General features: G+C 66.6%; 18 protein-coding genes. 10 read left to right on the forward strand and 8 right to left on the reverse strand.

Translation table 11 applies throughout. From position 1 onward, the window contains the following. Nucleotides 1-148: 148 nt before the first annotated feature. Complete coding sequence (locus tag QNO06_RS15825; protein ID WP_227911995.1) at nucleotides 149-775, forward strand: hypothetical protein; 627 nt, start codon at nucleotides 149-151, stop codon at nucleotides 773-775. Here QNO06_RS15825 and QNO06_RS15830 read toward each other — a convergent pair. Together QNO06_RS15830 and QNO06_RS15835 are read right to left on the reverse strand one after the other, a co-directional pair. Further along, nucleotides 772-1,314, reverse strand: a complete 543-nt coding sequence (locus tag QNO06_RS15830) for a VanZ family protein (RefSeq protein ID WP_227911996.1) — start codon at nucleotides 1,312-1,314, stop codon at nucleotides 772-774. The two genes, QNO06_RS15825 and QNO06_RS15830, sit on opposite strands and share 4 nt — an antisense overlap. Before the next feature lie 9 nt (nucleotides 1,315-1,323). Continuing rightward, entirely contained in the window at nucleotides 1,324-1,818 is a 495-nt protein-coding gene (locus QNO06_RS15835) for an ASCH domain-containing protein (RefSeq protein ID WP_227911997.1), read from the reverse strand. 251 nt (nucleotides 1,819-2,069) lie between these two features. Between QNO06_RS15835 and QNO06_RS15840 the strand changes: the two genes are divergently transcribed. Genes QNO06_RS15840 through QNO06_RS15855 form a run of 4 tightly spaced genes read left to right on the forward strand, consistent with a single transcriptional unit; the run spans nucleotide 2,070 to nucleotide 5,173 of the window. Further along, nucleotides 2,070-2,540, forward strand: coding sequence for a hypothetical protein (locus QNO06_RS15840; protein ID WP_227911998.1), 471 nt, complete (start codon nucleotides 2,070-2,072; stop codon nucleotides 2,538-2,540). Next, entirely contained in the window at nucleotides 2,537-3,538 is a 1,002-nt protein-coding gene (locus tag QNO06_RS15845; RefSeq protein ID WP_227911999.1) for a hypothetical protein, read from the forward strand. Before QNO06_RS15840 ends, QNO06_RS15845 begins: the two co-directional genes overlap by 4 nt. Further along, nucleotides 3,508-4,737: an alpha/beta hydrolase gene (locus tag QNO06_RS15850; protein ID WP_227912000.1), complete on the forward strand. Its 1,230-nt coding sequence runs from the start codon at nucleotides 3,508-3,510 to the stop codon at nucleotides 4,735-4,737. Before QNO06_RS15845 ends, QNO06_RS15850 begins: the two co-directional genes overlap by 31 nt. A 4-nt stretch (nucleotides 4,738-4,741) precedes the next feature. Further along, nucleotides 4,742-5,173: a hypothetical protein gene (locus QNO06_RS15855; RefSeq protein ID WP_227912001.1), complete on the forward strand. Its 432-nt coding sequence runs from the start codon at nucleotides 4,742-4,744 to the stop codon at nucleotides 5,171-5,173. Between the two features lie 80 nt (nucleotides 5,174-5,253). On the opposite strand, the gene QNO06_RS15860 is transcribed toward QNO06_RS15855, so the two are convergent. Together QNO06_RS15860 and QNO06_RS15865 are read right to left on the reverse strand one after the other, a co-directional pair. Further along, complete coding sequence (locus QNO06_RS15860) at nucleotides 5,254-7,152, reverse strand: FAD-binding monooxygenase (protein WP_227912002.1); 1,899 nt, start codon at nucleotides 7,150-7,152, stop codon at nucleotides 5,254-5,256. A gap of 527 nt (nucleotides 7,153-7,679) precedes the next feature. Continuing rightward, the gene (locus QNO06_RS15865) at nucleotides 7,680-8,906 is read right to left on the reverse strand and encodes an MFS transporter (protein ID WP_227912003.1); all 1,227 of its coding nucleotides are present in this window, start codon (nucleotides 8,904-8,906) and stop codon (nucleotides 7,680-7,682) included. A 93-nt stretch (nucleotides 8,907-8,999) separates the two neighbouring features. Here QNO06_RS15865 and QNO06_RS15870 point away from each other — a divergent pair, with 93 nt between their 5' ends. Continuing rightward, the gene (locus QNO06_RS15870; protein ID WP_227912004.1) at nucleotides 9,000-9,518 is read left to right on the forward strand and encodes an ArsR/SmtB family transcription factor; all 519 of its coding nucleotides are present in this window, start codon (nucleotides 9,000-9,002) and stop codon (nucleotides 9,516-9,518) included. 103 nt (nucleotides 9,519-9,621) lie between these two features. Here the strand turns inward: QNO06_RS15870 and QNO06_RS15875 are convergent, their stop codons facing one another. Then, on the reverse strand, nucleotides 9,622-12,015 hold the full coding sequence (locus QNO06_RS15875; RefSeq protein ID WP_227912005.1) for an ATP-binding cassette domain-containing protein: 2,394 nt from the start codon (nucleotides 12,013-12,015) through the stop codon (nucleotides 9,622-9,624). A gap of 236 nt (nucleotides 12,016-12,251) precedes the next feature. Here QNO06_RS15875 and QNO06_RS15880 point away from each other — a divergent pair, with 236 nt between their 5' ends. Then, complete coding sequence (locus QNO06_RS15880; protein ID WP_227912006.1) at nucleotides 12,252-13,637, forward strand: FAD-binding oxidoreductase; 1,386 nt, start codon at nucleotides 12,252-12,254, stop codon at nucleotides 13,635-13,637. A 51-nt stretch (nucleotides 13,638-13,688) separates the two neighbouring features. Then, nucleotides 13,689-14,654 (forward strand): alpha/beta hydrolase, encoded by a 966-nt coding sequence (locus QNO06_RS15885; RefSeq protein WP_227912007.1) that lies wholly within the window; start codon nucleotides 13,689-13,691, stop codon nucleotides 14,652-14,654. Here QNO06_RS15885 and QNO06_RS15890 read toward each other — a convergent pair. Beyond that, a complete protein-coding gene (locus QNO06_RS15890) occupies nucleotides 14,651-15,049 on the reverse strand; it encodes a hypothetical protein (RefSeq protein ID WP_227912010.1) in 399 nt (132 codons plus the stop codon). The two genes, QNO06_RS15885 and QNO06_RS15890, sit on opposite strands and share 4 nt — an antisense overlap. Nucleotides 15,050-15,063: 14 nt before the next feature. Then, complete coding sequence (locus QNO06_RS15895) at nucleotides 15,064-15,435, reverse strand: hypothetical protein (protein WP_227912014.1); 372 nt, start codon at nucleotides 15,433-15,435, stop codon at nucleotides 15,064-15,066. Nucleotides 15,436-15,587: 152 nt separating this feature from the next. On the opposite strand from QNO06_RS15895, the gene QNO06_RS15900 reads away from it, so the two are divergent. Both QNO06_RS15900 and QNO06_RS15905 read left to right on the forward strand, forming a co-directional pair. Next, nucleotides 15,588-15,869 (forward strand): hypothetical protein, encoded by a 282-nt coding sequence (locus QNO06_RS15900; RefSeq protein ID WP_227912016.1) that lies wholly within the window; start codon nucleotides 15,588-15,590, stop codon nucleotides 15,867-15,869. Next, nucleotides 15,866-16,408, forward strand: coding sequence for a hypothetical protein (locus QNO06_RS15905; RefSeq protein ID WP_227912018.1), 543 nt, complete (start codon nucleotides 15,866-15,868; stop codon nucleotides 16,406-16,408). The genes QNO06_RS15900 and QNO06_RS15905 overlap by 4 nt, the downstream gene beginning before the upstream one ends. Here the strand turns inward: QNO06_RS15905 and QNO06_RS15910 are convergent, their stop codons facing one another. Continuing rightward, a complete protein-coding gene (locus QNO06_RS15910; protein ID WP_227912020.1) occupies nucleotides 16,409-17,254 on the reverse strand; it encodes an aldo/keto reductase in 846 nt (281 codons plus the stop codon). Nucleotides 17,255-17,276: the final 22 nt, after the last annotated feature.

The following is a 17,276-nucleotide window of genomic DNA, read 5'->3' on the forward strand; positions in this document are numbered from 1 at the left end:
CAGGCGGCCTTGCCGCCGTGTCCGCTCAAAACCGGTACTAGCCATGCCGACGCCGGGCGGTTAGGATCTGGATAGCCTGCGGCACGCTTGTGCCGGACGTGCCGGACGCGTTCCCGCCGTGGGCTCCGCTATCGGGGGATGGATCGGCTTGGAAACTCGGAGTTCAGGTATTTTCGCGGCGCTGCTGCTGGCCGGTCTGCTCGCCGGGTGCGGTGCCACCGATGCCGAGATGAACGAGGCCCGCGCCCGCGCCGAGGCCAGTGCAAGCCCGTCGCAGGCAAAAAGGACCCTGCGTCCCTGCCCGGGCGGGGAAATTCTGCGTACGGAACCGTCCGGCATGCAGAGCATTAGGCCGGAATGCTACGACCAGGCCGTTGCCGAAGCCATCGCCGAATTCCCGGAGCCGCTGCCTGCCGGTGTGGAATGGCAGGTTGAAACCACCGACTTCAGCGACCCCGAGGTCCGGGCGAAGCTGGGCGACATCAGCATCGCGGACGGCAACCAGGACAACGATGTGGCCGCCTACTGGCTCTGCGCCTGGATGGACGCCTATATCTCAGCCTCAGACGCCGGTGACGCGGCAGCACAGGAACAAAGCATGGGTTACCTGGCCAAGTACACGAGCCTGCCGGCATCCCGGGAATACATGGTTAACCCGGAGGTCTTTGACGCAGCCGTAGTTGAGCCTGCCAGGGCCGGGAATCCCGCAAAACTCCGGGAGTACTACAAGGGCAGCTGCTCGGCCTTTCAACGGGCGGCGCATCCGGGATCCTAACCGGGGCGGCCCGCTCCGGCCGGAAGCCTTCGGCGAAAGGCGGGCAGGAGCAGCATTCCCCGGTAGATGCCGTACCCGAGGGGAGCTCCTCCGGTATTGGCCAGCAGGTCATTCACGTCCGCAACATGACCGCCGTTCCACAAAACGGCGTTGGCGTACTGCAGCAGTTCCATGGTGAGGCTGACCAGGAACCCCACGAGCAACACCCGTGGTGCCGAACGGATGCGGGAGATGAGCGGCAGGAGCATGCCCAGAGGGATGAACACCAGGATGTTTTGCAAAATGTCATCCCACTCTGCGTTCTGCAGCGGGACCAGGTTCAGGCTCCCCCAACGCGGGCTGGAGCCGGCCGCAAACTGAATCGGGAAGAGCGTGTTCCCGATAACACCGGCACCGTAGACGCACATGACGGCGCTCACCAGAACCCGCGGAACGGTCAGGTCCCCCCTGCGGTGCAGCCGCCACAGCAGAACGGTGAAAACCACCACGGCCAGCGGGATGACCACCGGGTACGCGGTGATCTCATAATGGGGACGCATTCCAGACTCCTATTGGGCGGGCCAAACCACCTCGAAGCGCTCGAACACCAACTCGTCGGACTCGCACCAGCTGCCGCCCCGCGCGGCTGCGGTGCGCTCCCAGAACCGTTGATGTTCCCGCCGCCAGGAGTCCAGGCTGAGATCGTCCTCCCCCTCATCGCGGGCGAGAGCTTCATCAGCATCGTCGAATGTGCCGAGCCTAAGCTCCGTGGTCCGCAGGATCACCCGCGGCACGCCGTCGCCGTCGCACACAATCCAGTGAAGCCCGATGCGCGGCAGGGGCTCGCCCTCGTCCACGTATTCGGCAACGTGCGAGGAAGTGGCGCGTTTGGTGCCGTCCAGCACCAGGGCCAGCAGTTCGTCGGCCAGGGCCGAAGAGTCACCGAACGCCTCGACGTTGTAGGTTCCGGCGGCAGCCGCTTGGGCAGGGAACGCTGCTGCATAGGCATCCCAGAGGTTCGCGGCGGCGTCGAAGTCCAGCTCCGGCGAAAAAGGCTCATTCATACCGGCAAGTCTGCCACTGCCGTTACTCCCGGCCTGGACAAAGCCATCCTTGAACCCTTTCCGCATCAAAGTGCGCTATTTTCAGCACATGCCGGAGAAGGATGTCGGCCCGCAAATGACCGTGGCTGCGAAAACTCGCAAGTCCCCCAACTTTCGCGACGATTTGCTGCGGGCCGACACCCTCACCGTACATGATCGGAACATGTTCCGAAATAGACTAATTGCTCAGCCCGGAAATTGAGGATCCAGATTTGTCCAAGACCCTGCACGAAACGGCACAGGAAGCGTTTCAGCGCCTCCGGCTGCCTGCCCGTGTCACCCTTGATTCCCTGATTGAACGTGTTCAGGTGCTGCGTAACCGCCGGATGGTGATCATTGAAAGCGACAAACTCACGGGCACCAAGATCTGCGGACTGTGGATTCCCCGGGAGCATGTGGACGTGGTCTATCACTCCGCCACCAGGGGCGTGCTGCACCGCCAGCAAATGATCCTCCACGAACTGGCCCACATGATCCTCAGGCACGATGAAGCTGAAGGCGCCACCTGGCAGGGCATCAAGGCTTTCCAGGAGCTTTCCGGTGAAGTGGTGGCAAAGGCCCTGGCCCGCGGGGATTTCCGGTCCGATCTGGAAGCCACAGCCGAATACCTGGCAGACCTCCTAGCCGCCGCCATCAGGGAATCCAGCCAGGAAATCTACAGCTACGAGGCCTATTTCGAATGATCACTATTCTTGTTTCCGTCTTTATGTGGCTGCTTGTCCTGACCCTGCTGCTGCGTGCGCGTTCCCGACCCGACAACACCATGCTGAAAGCCGCCGTCGTCATAGCTGCGTCGCTTACCACCAACATCAATGGCGTTTATCTGTGGGCGGCGCACCAATTGCCCTGGCCCAATGCCCTGGACCTGGTCTCGAATATTTTCCTGATTGCCGGCATTTACTATCTGTCCCGCGCAATCGCCCGCGGAGCAGCGGCCGGAGACACCGGCGCGGCTCCGGGGCAGCGCTGGATTCCCGCCGCTGCCGGCGCCACCATCCTCGTTATGGTGGTGAGCTTCGCTTTCATTGACGATCCGGCTGTATCAACCACTTTTATGCTGGATTACGGGGATCAGACGGCCGCGGCGATCTATTCGGGTATCCAGTACCTGTACCTCTTTGCCGTGCTGGCGGGAACGTTGCTCACCTGCATCCGGAATGTGCCGCACATGCGGCGACGGCGCTTCCGGGCCGGGTTTAGGATCATCGGCTGGGGCTGCTGCGCCGGGATGGGGCTGTGCTCATCGGTGATCGTGATGGATGTAGCCCACGTAGCGGGTGCCGAAAGCCTGATGCGGGCTGTCGGCACGGTCTATGACATCTCCTATGCCCTGACGGTGCTGCTGCTGGCGTCCGGCCTGGCCGTTCCGCCACTGGGCAGGGTCCTGAGCGAATTCAGCGTCCGCCGGCAGATTCAGGAACTGGAACCGCAGGTAAAAGCCCTGTGGCTGTCCACCGTAGCCATGGCTCCGGCGGTCAGCCTGCTCGGCACCACGGCGGGGAGTGTTGCCGCTGGTCCCGAGAAAACCGCGCGGGACGCCACCGACACGATTCACCGCCTGGTGATCGAGATCCATGACTGGATAAATGTCAGCGGCCAGCCCGCACTGTCCGTGGAGCATCAGTCCGTCCTGGCCCGAGCGGAAGCGCTGTGCTTGCAGCAGGGCCGGGCCGTCCGGTGAACCGGTTCAAGGCGGCGCTTCTGGCCTCCGCCGCAGCCGTCGCCGCGCTCCCGCTGCTGGCCGGGCCTCTCATCCGCGCCCAGGCAACCGATGCCGCGCAGAGCAGGCGGCTGGTTCCGGTCCGCGGCCACGGCCAACAGGATTCACGCATGTACCTGGATTTTGATCCCGCCGGGTTCGCGGCCCACCCGGGGCGCCTGAGCATGCGCGCCGCGTCCGGGGGCGAACTCATCGTCCTCGGGCCTCCCGTCCTCGAACCGCCCGCCGCAACCTGTGCCACCCCACCCCGGGTTTTCCCTGGGCAGCCGCTCCGGGGACTGCGGCGGACCGTGGAACGAGGCGATCCCGCCCGTGTTCTCCACGACGGCAAGGGACAGCTCAGCGGCCACCTCGGGGAAACCCCGGCCGATTTCGGTTTCCGGTACGAGGACGTGCAGATCGGCGGCTTGCCCGCCTGGGTTCTCCCCGCCGAAGGTCCCGGTGATGTATGGGTCATTCACGTCCACGGACTGGGGAGCTCGCGGAGCCAGTGCCTGCGTGGAGTCCGGGCGTTTTCCCGGCTCGGCTACACCTCGCTGCTTCCCTCCTACCGGACCTCACTGGACCTTCCCGGGCGGCAGCGGCGCAGTCACCTAGGTGTCAGCGAGTGGACCGAAATCGAAACAGCACGCCGCTACGCGCTGGCCTGCGGAGCCCGCAGGATCATCTTCGTTGGCTGGTCGCTGGGCGCCTCCATTGTCGCGCGCGTTCTGCAGGAATCCCCGGACGGGAGCACGGCCGGTGCCCTCCTCGTCTCCCCCGCCCTGGACTGGCCCGCCATCATCACCGCACATTTGCGGAAGGCCGGCTGCCCGGAATTCGCCGCCCGCTGGCTGCCGTCTACCGTCAATATTCTTCGCCCCCGGGGCGAACCGGTAATCCGGTGGCACCAGATGCCGGGCGTCACCATGCAAAGCTATCCAGCGACCCCGACTATGATTCTTCATGGCTCAGATGATCAATCAGTGCCCGTAGAGCTTTCCCGGATATTCACGTCCAGGCACTTGGCCTCTGTGCAGCTCATTGAGTTTGCCGGTGCCCATCACACGCTGGAATGGAATTCCGCCCCGGCGTTATGGGATGAGGCCGTCACTGCCTGGTGCCATTCCCTCGGGCTGGCAGGAGAACACTCCATCGAAGACTTTTCGGAGGCGAAATAAAACCGTGACCGGTGAGAGCGCCGCGCAGCGCAACCTAAAAGACGCCCAGATCCTTGCCCGGAAAATCGATCTGCTGTTGGACGTGGTGGTCACCGCCGAGGGCAGGCCCTACGAATTCCAGGACATCCAGTCCGCCCTGGCGGACAAAGGCGTCAAACTGTCCCGCACCCGCTGGCACCACATCAAAGCCGGGGACGCGACCGTGCGGCAGCCTTCGGAAGTCCTGGCGGCCCTGGCCGAATTCTTCGACGTTAATCCTGATTACCTGCTCGAATCGGACGGCAAGGTACCTGAGCGCATCCAGCATGAACTGGAACTTCTGGCCGCCATGCGCCGCGCCAAGGTCAAGGAATTCGCCACACGGACACTGGCCGAAGTCGACAATGAAACCCTGGACGCAATAGCTGCCCTCCTGGACGACTCCACAAAATACTGACCACTTCGACGACGACGGCGGTACCGCCCGAGGTGCCGCCGTCGTCGTCTGCGGTGGAACTTGCCTAGTGCAGCACTTCCCTAGTGCTGCACTTGGCGGGCCGGCAGCAGCGGGGTGAAGAACTGCGCCAGTTCCGCGGTGGCCGTCAGCGGCAGCACGTTGGCCACGTACTGGTCCGGCCGGACCACCACTACGGCGCCGCTGCGGGAGATGCCGCGGGCCTCGAAAATGTCCGCCGCCGGGTCCGTGCCGTAGACCTTCGCCAGGTCATTGAGCTGGAACGGTCCGACCTGCGGCTTGAACACGGCCGGCACGGCGTTGATGTCAATGCCGGTGTGGTCCTGCTGGTAAATAACCTTGACGTCGAACCACGCGTCGCGGTCCAGGCCTGCCGGGGTAGCGGCCAGCGGCGACTCCGGGGCGGTGTCCAGCCAGTCGGCCAACGCGGTGAGGGCCGAGTCCGTGCCGGCCGGCGCGGCGTCCGCGAACACGTAGATCCGCCAACGGCCGTCGGCCCGGGCCTGGTGGCCCAACTGCACCGGGTTGGTGTCGCTGACCCGCAGCACCGGCGCTGACTTGAAGCGCTTGCCGAGGGTAAAGCCGGCGGCCAAATCCTGGTGCGTACCCTCGGCGACCAGCAGGGAGCGCGTGTACTCGGTCATGAACCCGGCCGGGAATTCGGCGGTGCGCACGTAGAAGTCCTCCAGGTCCGAGGGGTTCTCGAACTCCTCGGGCTTCTTGGCCATGAGGCTGGACCATTCCTTGTCGAAATCGATGAGGTTCTTTGCCACCACCTGGCGTTCGGCCGAGTAGGTGGAGAGCAGCGCCTCGGGGCTGCGGCCGTCCAGCACGTGGCCGAGCTTCCAGCCGATGTTGAAGCCGTCCTGCATGGACACGTTCATGCCCTGCCCGGCCTTGGCGCTGTGCGTGTGGCAGGCGTCGCCGGTAATGAACACCCGCGGGCTACGGGCGCCGAGGTCCTCGGGCCGCACGTCGTCGAACCGGTCCGTGAGCCGGTGGCCCACCTCGTACACACTGTGCCAGGCCACGTTGCGGACATCGAGCGTGTAGGGGGCGAGGATGCCGTTGGCCTTGGCGATGATCTCGTCGATGGTGGTTTTCCGGACCGCCCCGTTGTCGTCGTCGGGGACCACGCCCAGGTCCACGTACATGCGGAACAGGTGCCCGCCCTCGCGCGGAATGAGCAGGATGGACCCGCCGTTGGAGGACTGGATGGCGCACTTGGTGCGGATGTCCGGGAAATCCGTGGTGGCCAGCACGTCCATGACGCCCCAGGCGTGGTTGGCCTGGTCACCGTCCAGGGTGCAACCGATGGAGTCGCGGACCTTGCTGCGCGCGCCGTCGGCACCCACCACGTACTTGGCTTTCACCGTCCGCTCGGTGCCCTCGAGCGGGCCGGCGGTATGCCGGAGGGTGACGGTGACCGGATACTCGGCGGCGTCGTCGACCTCCAGGCCCACAAATTCCAGGCCGTAGTCCGGGGCCATGCGGGCCGGCGAGTTGGCCATGAACCGGGCGAAGTAGTCCAGCACGCGGGCTTGGTTCACAATCAGGTGCGGAAATTCGCTGATCCCGGCCGGATCATCAAGGGCGCGGCCGGCGCGGACAATGCGCGAGGGGTCCTCGGGGTCCGGGCGCCAGAAGCACATTTCCGTGATCCGGTACGCCTCGGCGGTGATTTCCTGAGCGAATCCGAAGGCCTGGAAGGTTTCCACGCTGCGGGCCTGGATGCCGTCGGCCTGGCCGATCACCAGCCGCCCGTCACGGCGCTCCACAATCCGGGTGGTGACGTTGGGGAACTGGGACAGCTGCGCCGCGGCGAGCATGCCGGCGGGGCCGGTGCCGACAATCAGCACGTCCACTTCCCCGGGCAAGTCTGCGGGCCGGTCGACGCCGACGCCGGCGGCGGGTTCGATGCGCGGGTCGCCGGATACGTAGCCGTGGTGGTGGAACTGCACGGATGTCCTCACTTCGTTGTGCCGTAGGTGCCGCCGCACGGCTTTCTTCAAGCGTGTTCGATATTCGGGCACGCCGTTCGATAGCCGGAGGGGTGTAGCCACTGTACGGGAGGCATGACACAGGTCACAATTTCCCGGCCCGTTCCGTTGGGACGGAAATCGACCGGTTTGGGAAGATTCGACCGGTTTGGGAAGAATCGACCGGTTTGCAGCGGAGGGATTTCCCAAAATGGCAGCAAAATCCCAAACCCCAGGTGGCGGATGGGTCTGGCGCAGTCCCGGTTGTTGGAAGGCTCGACGTCGATCTCCGCCCTGGCCGGCGAGCTCGGCTACCGATCCGGGGCAGCCTCCGCCCGGGCCTTCCTGCGGGTGGTGGGGCAAACGCCGGGATCGGTCCGCACACGGCGTGACGCTGCAGCTTCCCGTTTCTGCTGCCATCTCCCGCTTCTGCTGCCGTCTCCCGCTTCTGCTGCCGCTTCAAACCGGCAGCAGAATCCCAAACCGGCAGGGAAAATCAGCTGCCCGCACTACAACCGGCGGGCTGCAGCGGAGGTGCCGCATGTCAGGGTTACGGCCACCAGCGCGCCGCCGGAAACCAGCACGGCAGCGCAGGCACCGCTTGTATCGCTGAGCCGGCCCAGCAGGTTGTTCGCGAACAGCACCGGCAGCGTCTGCACAAACAGGCTGATGGACTGGATCCGGGAAAGGTATTCGTCCGGCACCTCGGTCAGGAGCACCGGCGCCGCCTTCGCCACGAAGTACCCGGTTCCGCAGCCTGCCGCCACGCAGGCCGCCCCGGCCCACCCCGGCGTCGGAACCACCGCGACGGCGAGCATGGCCAGTCCCGTGACCGCGGTGCCGGCCAGTGCAGGCATCCGGGTGAGGCGGGAGTGCGGGCGGAGCAGGAAGAGGACCGAACTCAGCAGCACGCCCGCGCCGTAGGCTCCAGCCATGCTGCCGGTTGCGGCGCCGGGCCAGCCCTGGTCCTGGGCCAGCAGCGGCAGCAGCAGCCCGGTCAGCGGAATGACGAAGCCGGCAATGAAGGCCAGCAGCACCAGGATCACCCGGACCGCCGGTGTCCGGAGGGCATAGGCCAGCCCGTCCCGGACCGCCACCGAGAGGTTCCTGCCACTGGAGGCACGGGCCACGGGAAGCCGCCGGGTGCGCAGGGACAGCAGAATCAGGAACATGACGGCGAACCCGGCAGTGGCTGCCGCGGTGCCGCCCTGCAGGGACAGCACCATCACCACCACTCCTCCCAGCACCGGTCCCGCGATGCCGATCAGCTGGAGCACAATCTGCCGGGCTGCGGCGGCCTGCCGCATCTGGCCGGGCGGGACCAGGTAGCGGGGGAAGGCGCCGGAGGCCGGGCGGTAAAACGCATCCGCAACACCCATCAGCCCGGCAGCCGTCATCAGGACCCACAAGGGCGTTCCCACCGACAGCACCACCACGGTGAGCACGGCACAGACCACCACCATCAGACCGTCTGCCGTAACCATCACCGCCCAGGCCCCGAACCGGTCTGCCACCGACCCTCCCCACAGCGACAGCAGCAGGCGAGGCAACAGTCCAGCGCTGAGCACCAGTCCGGCTGCGGTGCCGCTGGTCCCGGCCGCCACCCAGGCCAAGCCGAAGGTCAGCACGGCGTTGCCCGCCACCGTCCAGATGAACCCGAACAGCCACCAGCGGTACGCCCCCGGCAGCCGGGTGGGTTGATGCGCAGCGCGCAGGTCCGTGCTGGCAGAGCTCATGCGTATCCCCCCATTTTGAACTGATCCAGAAGTCCAGATCACTTGTGATCCAGAACAATAGATCAGTTCGGCGGTGCCGTCTATGCTTTTCCCATGGAGCGGGACAGGGACGCCACGGCAGCGGAAGCAAAAGCACTGGCGCACCCGGTGCGCATCCGGATTCTGCAGGCACTGCGCGGGGAAGCCAAAACCAACAAGGAAATTGCCGCCGAGCTGGGCACCACGCCGGGGGCGACCCTGCACCACATCAACCGCCTTGTGGACCAGGGGTTCATCGTGGTCCAGGCCGAGCGCGCCGGCAGGCGTGGAGCGCGGGAAGTGCCGTATCTGGCCACCGGCAAAACGGCTACCCTGTCCTTCCCGGGCACCAGCGCAGAGTCGATGAGCGTCCGCAACGCCATCCTGCGCTCCGGACTGGATTCCTATGCGGCGGCACCGGAAGCGGACCGTTTCGGCGAAGCGTCCTACACCCTGCACCTGACCCCGGACCGGCTCGAAGCCTTCCGGGCCCAGCTGGCGGCGGTGGTGCGCGAGTTCAAGGACGACCTGCCCGGGGCCGGCAGCGACAAGTACGGCTTCTTCTGGGCCGGTTTCCGGCATACGTCGGGGTAAACCCCGCGGTTTGGGAAAAACCGTACGGTTTGGGAAATTCCTGCCGTTCCGCAGCGGAGGGATTTCCCAAACCGGCAGCAGAATCCCAAAACGGAGGGAAAAGCTAGCCGGCCACGTATGCTGCCAGATGCTCTCCGGTCAGCGTGGACGGCTGGGCCACCAGGTCCGCCGGCGTTCCCTCGAACACGATCGTGCCGCCGTCGCGCCCGGCTCCCGGACCCAGGTCAATGATCCAGTCCGCGTGCGCCATCACCGCCTGGTGGTGCTCAATGACAATCACCGACTTCCCGGACTCCACCAGCCGGTCCAGCAGCGCCAACAGCTGCTCGACGTCGGCCAGGTGCAGGCCCGTGGTCGGCTCATCCAGCACGTAGATGCCGCCCTTGCCGCCCATGTGCGTGGCCAGTTTCAGCCGCTGCCGCTCGCCGCCGGACAGGGTGGTCAGCGGCTGGCCAAGGTGCAGGTAGCCCAGACCGACGTCGGCCAGCTGCGTCAGGATCTTATGCGCGGCCGGGGTGCGGGCCTCGCCGTCGCCGAAGAATTCCTGCGCGTCGGTGACCGAGAGCGCCAGCACCTCGGCAATGTCCTTGCCACCCAGCCGGTACTCCAGCACGGAAGCCTGGAACCGGCGGCCCTCGCAGGTTTCGCACACCGATTCCACCGTGGCCATCACGCCCAGCTCGGTATAGACCACCCCGGCGCCGTTGCAGGTTGGGCACGCACCCTCGGAATTGGAACTGAACAGGGCCGGCTTGACTCCGTTGGCCTTGGCGAACGCTTTGCGGATGGGTTCCAGCAGGCCCGTGTAGGTGGCCGGATTGCTGCGCCGGGAGCCGCGGATGGCGCCCTGGTCCACGGTCACCACATCCTCCCGCCCGGACACGGACCCGGAAATCAGCGAACTCTTGCCCGAGCCGGCCACCCCGGTGAGGACCACCAGCACGCCCAGCGGAATGTCGACGTCGATGTTGCGCAGGTTGTTGGTGTCCGCGCCGCGGACCTGGAAGAACGACGACGCCGGCCGCACCGCCTCCTTCAGCCGCGCCCGGTCCCCCAGGTGCCGGCCGGTCAGGGTGCCGCTGTCCCGCAGCCCGGCCAGGCTCCCCTCGAAGGTGACTGTGCCCCCGCCGGTTCCGGCGCCCGGACCCAGGTCCACCACGTGGTCGGCAATCGCAATGGTCTCGGGCTTGTGCTCCACGACCAGCACGGTGTTGCCCTTGTCCCGCAGCTGCAGCAGCAGCTGGTTCATCCGGGCAATGTCATGCGGATGCAGGCCAATGGTGGGTTCGTCGAACACGTAGGTGACGTCGGTGAGGGAGGAGCCCAGGTGGCGGATCATCTTGGTCCGCTGCGATTCGCCGCCGGACAGGGTGCCCGAGGGCCGGTCCAGGGACAGGTAGCCCAGCCCGATCTCCGCGAACGCGTCCAGCAGGTGCTGCAGTCCGGCCAGCAGCGGCGCCACCGAGGGTTCCTTCAGGCCGCGGACCCAGCCGGCCAGATCGCTGATCTGCATGGCACAGACATCGGCAATGTTTTTCCCACCGATTTTCGAGGACCGCGCTTCCGGGGCCAGCCGGGTGCCGCCGCAGTCCGGGCAGGTGCTGAAGGTGATGGCCCGGTCAACGAAGGCGCGGATGTGCGGCTGCATGGATTCCGGGTCCTTGGACAGCATGGACTTCTGAATCTTGGGGATCAGGCCCTCATAGGTGAGGTTGATGCCCTCCACCTTGATTTTGGTGGGTTCCTTCCACAGCAGATCATGCAGCTCGCGCTTGGAAAACTTCGCAATGGGTTTGTCCATCCGAAAGAAGCCGGAGCCGGCGAAGATCCGCCCGAACCAGCCCTCCATGCTGTAGCCCGGGATGGTGATGGCCCCCTCGGACAGGGACTTCGCGTCGTCGTACAGGGCGGTGAGGTCGAAGTCGGTGACCGCACCGGTGCCCTCGCAGCGCGGGCACATGCCGCCCAGCCGGTTGAAGGTGGCTTTCTCTGCCCGGGTTTTCCCGTCGCCGCGCTCCACCGTGATGGCACCGGAGGCGCGCACGGAGGGCACGTTGAAGGAGTAGGCGTTGGGCGGGCCGATGTGTGGCTGCCCCAGCCGGCTGAACAGGATCCGCAGCATGGCGTTCGCGTCGGTGGCGGTGCCCACGGTGGAGCGCGGGTTGGAGCCCATCCGTTCCTGATCCACGATGATCGCCGTGGTCAGCCCCTCCAGCAGGTCCACATCCGGCCGGGCCAGGGACGGCATGAAACCCTGCACAAAGGCACTGTAGGTTTCGTTGATCAGCCGCTGGGATTCCGCGGCAATGGTGCCGAACACCAGTGAGCTTTTCCCGGACCCGGACACGCCGGTAAACACGGTCAGGCGCCGTTTGGGGATCTCAATGCTGATGTCCTGCAGGTTGTTCACGCGCGCACCCTGCACCCGGATGACGTCATGGCGGTCCGCCGCATGCCCCGCTTCGGTTTCCGTGCGCGCGCCGGTGTCCGTGCTCATTGGTGCTCCCTCCGCCGCCGGGACCCGCCCCGCCGTCGTTCCGATTCTGCCCGGTCCCGGAGGGCGCGGCAACGCTTAGCCGGAACGACGGCGGCGGGCCGGGGCGGGCGGGCGGGTTCCCGGCGCGAACTTCCGAGCCGGGGATGTACAGGCAGCCTTCCGCTTCCCTAGCGTTTAACCAGGCCGGGGTGGTCTGCCGAACCGCGCAGCCGTGCGCCCCACCGAGAGAAAAGACCATGCTTACCGACACCGACCTCGAAGACCTCCGCGCCGCCGTCCGGGGACCCGTCAGTTTCCCCGGGGATCCGGGTTATGACACTGACACCATGACAGTGAACCCCACCCTGATGCACCGCCCCGAGGCGGTGCTGGGCGCGGCCGGCGCCGCCGACGTGCAGGCCGCGGTCCGCTGGGCCGGCGAGCGTGGCATTCCGCTGGCGGTCCAGGCCACCGGACATTCTGTTTCCTCGCCCATGGACGAGGGCCTGCTGATTAATACCTCCCGGCTGCAGGACGTGGTGATCAACCCCGACGACGGCACCGCCACGGTAGGGGCCGGCGTCCGGTGGCGCACCCTGCTGCAGCAGACCGTGCCGCTGGGCCTGACCGGAGCCCATGGCTCCTCCGGCACCGTGGGCATTGTGGGATATTCCGCCGGCGGGGGGCTGCCGGTGATGGGCCGCGCCCTGGGCTTCGGCAGCGACCATGTGCGCAGCATCGAAGTGGTGACCCCGGACGGCCGGATGCGGCACGTGGACTCGGAGGGCGACGACGCCGAGCTGTTCACGCTGCTGCGCGGCGGCAAGGGGAATTTCGGCATCATCACCGCCATGACGCACGAGCTGACACCGTTCCAGGAGTTCTACGGCGGCGGCCTGATGTATCCGGAAGCCGCCGGACCGGGGGTGCTGCAGGCCTTCCTGGATTGGACGGCGCAGCTGCCCTCGGACGCCTCCGCATCGTTGGCCTTCCTGCATCTGCCGGATGTCCCGTTCCTGCCCGAGGAACTGCGCGGCACGGCGCCGGTGCACGTGCGGTTCGCGCTCTTCGGCAGCCGCGAAGAGGGAGACCTGCTGATTGAACCTATGCGCCGGGTGTCCGTGCCGTTTATGGACACCATCGGCCCCATGGACTACTCAGGCATTGGCAGCATCCACATGGATCCGGACGGCCCGATGCCCACTATGGAGCGCGGCGCCCTGCTGTCCTCGCTGCCCGCTGCGGAGCTGCTGGAACAGGTGGGCCCGGGCTCGGACACCCCGCTGATGATGACCGAGATCCGGCAGATGGGAGGGGCAATGGACACTGAGCCGGACATTGAGGATGTGGTACCCGGCCGCGGATCCGCGTTCCACCTGTTTACAGTGGGGCTCAACGCACCGCCCATCGCTGACGCGACTGCTTCCGCCCTGGAACGGCTCAGTGCGGCCACGGCCGCGTACTCCACCGGCACCATGGTGAACATGCACGGTCCGGCCGGGGATCCCCGGGACCGGCGGCGCGCCTGGGAGCCGGCAGCCTTCGAGCGGCTGCAGGAGGCCAAGGCCGTCTATGATCCGCAGAACCTCTTCCGCTTCGGCCACGCGGTGCCGTTGCCGGAACCCGGCACCTCCATGCAGTAGGGCTATATTCAGCCCTGTCACGGCAGGACGGGTGCAACGAAAGGCGCGGGCATGGCGAAGCTTGATTTACGGGTCCGGTTGGTGGGCAAGGTGCTGGGGGCGGTCTCGGTTTCACGCCTGAGCGAGAAGCAGATCCTGGCGAACCAGCAGCGGAGCATCCGGCACAACCCCGTGACCGACTGGTTGCTGGGCGGCCTTGCACCCGGAGTCGACGTCCGGGAAGACGCTGCCGCCGGCGACGAGGGCCGCATCCCCGTCCGCGTCTACCGGCCGGCGGACTCCGCGGAAGCACTGCCGCTGGTAGTCCTGATTCACGGGGGCGGCTGGACCACCGGGACGTTGGATGTCTATGACGGCATCGCCAGCACCATTGCCCGGGACGCGCGCGCCGTCGTCGTCTCCCTGGCCTACCGGCTGGCCCCGACACACCCGTGGCCGGCCGCGGCGGAGGACTGTTACGCCGCGCTGTGTGATGTCGCGGGGCGGGCCGCGGAATGGAACGCCGACGCCGGCCGCCTCGCCGTGGTGGGCGACAGTGCCGGCGGCAACCTGGCTGCGGTCCTGACGCTGATGTCCCGGGACCGGTCCGGGCCCGGAATCATCTTCCAGGGCCTGGTGTATCCCGCCACGGACCTGACCATGGGCAGTGCCTCCATTGAGGAGAACGCGCAAGCCCCCATCCTCACGAAGTCCGACATGCACCGCTACGGCAATCTCTACGTGCCGGACAAGGAGGACCGGAAGCACCCCTATGCCTCTCCCCTGCTCGCTCCCGACCACACCGGCCTGCCGCCGGCATTGATCCAGGTGGCCGAGCACGACCCGCTGCGCGACGACGGACTGCGCTATGGGGCGGCACTGCGGGCTGCAGGTGTACCGGTGCGCGTCAGCACCTACGTGGGCATGCCGCACGGCTACCTCGCGTTTCCGCGCCTGTTCCGCAGCGCATCGCAGGCGCTGGCAGAACTATGCAGTGAGCTGCGCCGGGCACTGGCTCCTGCACAGCAGGCGGGCTAGGGCGTGCCGGCCAGTGCCATCAGCGGCCACATCAGGACCCAGAGCAGGAACATGCCCAGGAACAACCAGGCACCGGCCTTGGGATTGCCGCCGCGCCAGGAGAGCAGCAGGACCACACCGCTGATCAGCAGCCCGGCCAGCCATCCCGGCCCCATCCACACGGTGCCGAAAGTCCAGCCGTCCACCTCCAGGGACAGCCGGAACAAGCCGTACGCAATCGGCATGGTGAGCAAGAAACCGGCCAATCCCAGTGTCAGCGCAATCCCGCCGGACCAGCCCAGCCGGACCGGTTCGGTCCCGGGCGTTTGTTCGTCCGGCGCGCTTGCGGGGGCTCCCTGCTGCGGAGCATATGGGTGGGCCGGGGTGTCCTGCCGGGACATGTCCTGCTGCGGCACGTGGTTCCTTCCGATCAGCGGTTCGGGGCGGCGGAACGGCGGCGGCGCGAGCGCGTACGACGGCGGGACTGTCCCTGAGAGCGAGACTGCGCCTGAGAGCGCGACTGCGCCGGAGTACGGGGGCCAGGCTGGATACGCGGAGCGGTTCCAGCCCCGGCGGCCATGATTCCCGCCTTGGACCGGGAGGACATCACGGACCCGACGGACAGCCAGGACATCACCGCGGCGGCGGACAGGGCGGAGCCGATCGCCAGCAGGGACCCGAAGGAACCGATCGACCCAATAGAGCAGACGGATCCCACACTGCCAATGGACAGCACGGAGTTCTTGGAACCGACGGACAGCACCGACCCCGAGGACCACAGCGATAACACCGATCGTTCCATGCTGACCCTTTCCGTCCCGGCGTATCGCCTCGACGCCCCTACCCTAACCCGGCAGGCGGCGCCTGTCCCCGACTCGTCCAGGATCAGTCGATGCCAAGAAACGATGTCAAGAAACCGTTGACGCCTGCCTGATGTCAAGTTCTAATTGACACATGAGAGCATCCCGAACCTTCAACATTGTTTACGCCGTCGCCCTCATCCTTGTGGGCGCCGCGCTCCTGGCTGCCTGGCTGCTGCTGGACATGGCCAGCTTGTGGGAGGGCTTCTGCCTGGGCGCCGGGATTACGTTGCTTGCGGCCGGGATTTACGTCGCCGTGGCCTTCGTGTGGAAGGGAAGCACGGACGCCAGCGGCACCGAATACTGGCTGCCCAGCCGGGACACCGGCGGTTCCGCCGGGCCGCTGCCGGGTCCCAAGGGCGGCGGGCAGCCGTGAGCGGCAGCAAACCGGTCACCGATCTGCAGGAACAGATCGGCAGCCTGATCCTCGGGGACCGCGGCGAAGCCGGTGCCCTCAGTGAGGAGGAGCATCTAGCCCTGGTGGCACGGGCCGCCGCAGCGGAGCGGGCCAGCCAGGAGTTGCAGCGGCGGGCCGTCATGGCGGCCCGCGGTGCAGGCGTCAGCTGGGCTGCCCTGGGCCGGGAGCTTGGCATGACGCGGCAGGCGGTCCAGCAGCGGTTCGGCGGACACCCGGACGCCGCGGAGCCCGATGCCCGCGAGCGCTGGCTTGGTCCCGTCACCGCCTTCGACGAATTGCGCGAACTGGAGCTCGCGGGGCGGCTGGGCTGGCGGACCGTGGGGGCCGAGCTGCTGCGGCACCGGATGCTGCAGACCGACACCCAGTGGGAGCACCGCCGTGTCCTCTGGACCCGTCCGGTCCACTACTACGAAACGGACGGCTGGCAGCTGGGCTGCCGGGCCTTTCCCTGGCTGTATCTGGTGCGGGACCTGCATATACCGCCGGTGGGCGAGTAATCACTCCATCTTCACGCCGCTGAGCCGGGCCACGGCCTCGGGGTCCGTGTGGTCGAAGAACATGGACTTCCCGGTATCCAGATCGGCGATGGCTGCCATTTCCTGCGGACTGAGCTCGAAACCGAACGAGTCCAGGTTCGCGGCCATCCGGTCCGGGTTCACGGTCTTGGGAATCACCACGATGCCGCGCTGGATCAGCCAGCGCAGCACCACCTGGGCAATGGACTTGCCGTGGGCTTCCGCAACGGCACTAAGTGTCGGATGCGAGAACAGGTTGTTCTTTCCCTCCGCGAACGGGGCCCAGGACTCCTGCCGGACACCGTGCTCGGTCATCATCTCGTTTTCGACCGCCCGCTGATAGAACGGGTTCGTTTCGATCTGGTTCACGGCCGGGGTGATCTCGTTGTGGATGATCAGGTCCAGCAGCCGGTCCGAGGTGAAGTTGGAGACCCCGATGGCCCGGGCGCCGCCGTCGTTGTAGATCTGTTCCATCACCCGCCACTCCCCGTACACGTCGCCGAAGGGCTGGTGGATCAGGTACAGGTCCACGTAGTCCATGCCCAGGTTCTGCAGCGAATTCTGGAACGCCGGGCCGGTGCCCGTCTCTCCGTTGTCCTGGATCCAGAGCTTGGTGGTAATAAACAGCTGGTCCCGCGGGATGCCGCTGCTGCGGACGGCCCGCCCCACGGCGTCCTCATTCTGGTAGGCGGCCGCCGTGTCCAGGGAGCGGTAACCCGCTTCCAGCGCGTTGGCCACCACCTGCTCGGTGTCCTCCGGCGGGACCTGGTAAACGCCGAAACCAAGGACCGGCATTTCCACGCCGTTATTCAGGGTGAAGGTATCCATCGGGGTTTTCCTTTCGTGGCGG

The sequence above is a fragment of the Arthrobacter sp. zg-Y20 genome, from assembly GCF_030142075.1.
GTDB lineage: Bacteria > Actinomycetota > Actinomycetes > Actinomycetales > Micrococcaceae > Arthrobacter_B.

Excerpts from the sequence above, each read along its gene's own strand:
- QNO06_RS15880 (WP_227912006.1), top strand. The coding sequence starts at position 12,252 with ATGCTTACCGACACCGACCTCGAAGACCTCCGCGCCGCCGTCCGGGGA.
- QNO06_RS15885 (WP_227912007.1), top strand. The coding sequence starts at position 13,689 with ATGGCGAAGCTTGATTTACGGGTCCGGTTGGTGGGCAAGGTGCTGGGG.
- QNO06_RS15830 (WP_227911996.1), bottom strand. The coding sequence starts at position 1,314 with ATGCGTCCCCATTATGAGATCACCGCGTACCCGGTGGTCATCCCGCTG.
- QNO06_RS15865 (WP_227912003.1), bottom strand. The coding sequence starts at position 8,906 with ATGAGCTCTGCCAGCACGGACCTGCGCGCTGCGCATCAACCCACCCGG.
- QNO06_RS15870 (WP_227912004.1), top strand. The coding sequence starts at position 9,000 with ATGGAGCGGGACAGGGACGCCACGGCAGCGGAAGCAAAAGCACTGGCG.
- QNO06_RS15835 (WP_227911997.1), bottom strand. The coding sequence starts at position 1,818 with ATGAATGAGCCTTTTTCGCCGGAGCTGGACTTCGACGCCGCCGCGAAC.
- QNO06_RS15895 (WP_227912014.1), bottom strand. The coding sequence starts at position 15,435 with ATGGAACGATCGGTGTTATCGCTGTGGTCCTCGGGGTCGGTGCTGTCC.
- QNO06_RS15910 (WP_227912020.1), bottom strand. The coding sequence starts at position 17,254 with ATGGATACCTTCACCCTGAATAACGGCGTGGAAATGCCGGTCCTTGGT.
- QNO06_RS15900 (WP_227912016.1), top strand. The coding sequence starts at position 15,588 with ATGAGAGCATCCCGAACCTTCAACATTGTTTACGCCGTCGCCCTCATC.
- QNO06_RS15845 (WP_227911999.1), top strand. The coding sequence starts at position 2,537 with ATGATCACTATTCTTGTTTCCGTCTTTATGTGGCTGCTTGTCCTGACC.
- QNO06_RS15875 (WP_227912005.1), bottom strand. The coding sequence starts at position 12,015 with ATGAGCACGGACACCGGCGCGCGCACGGAAACCGAAGCGGGGCATGCG.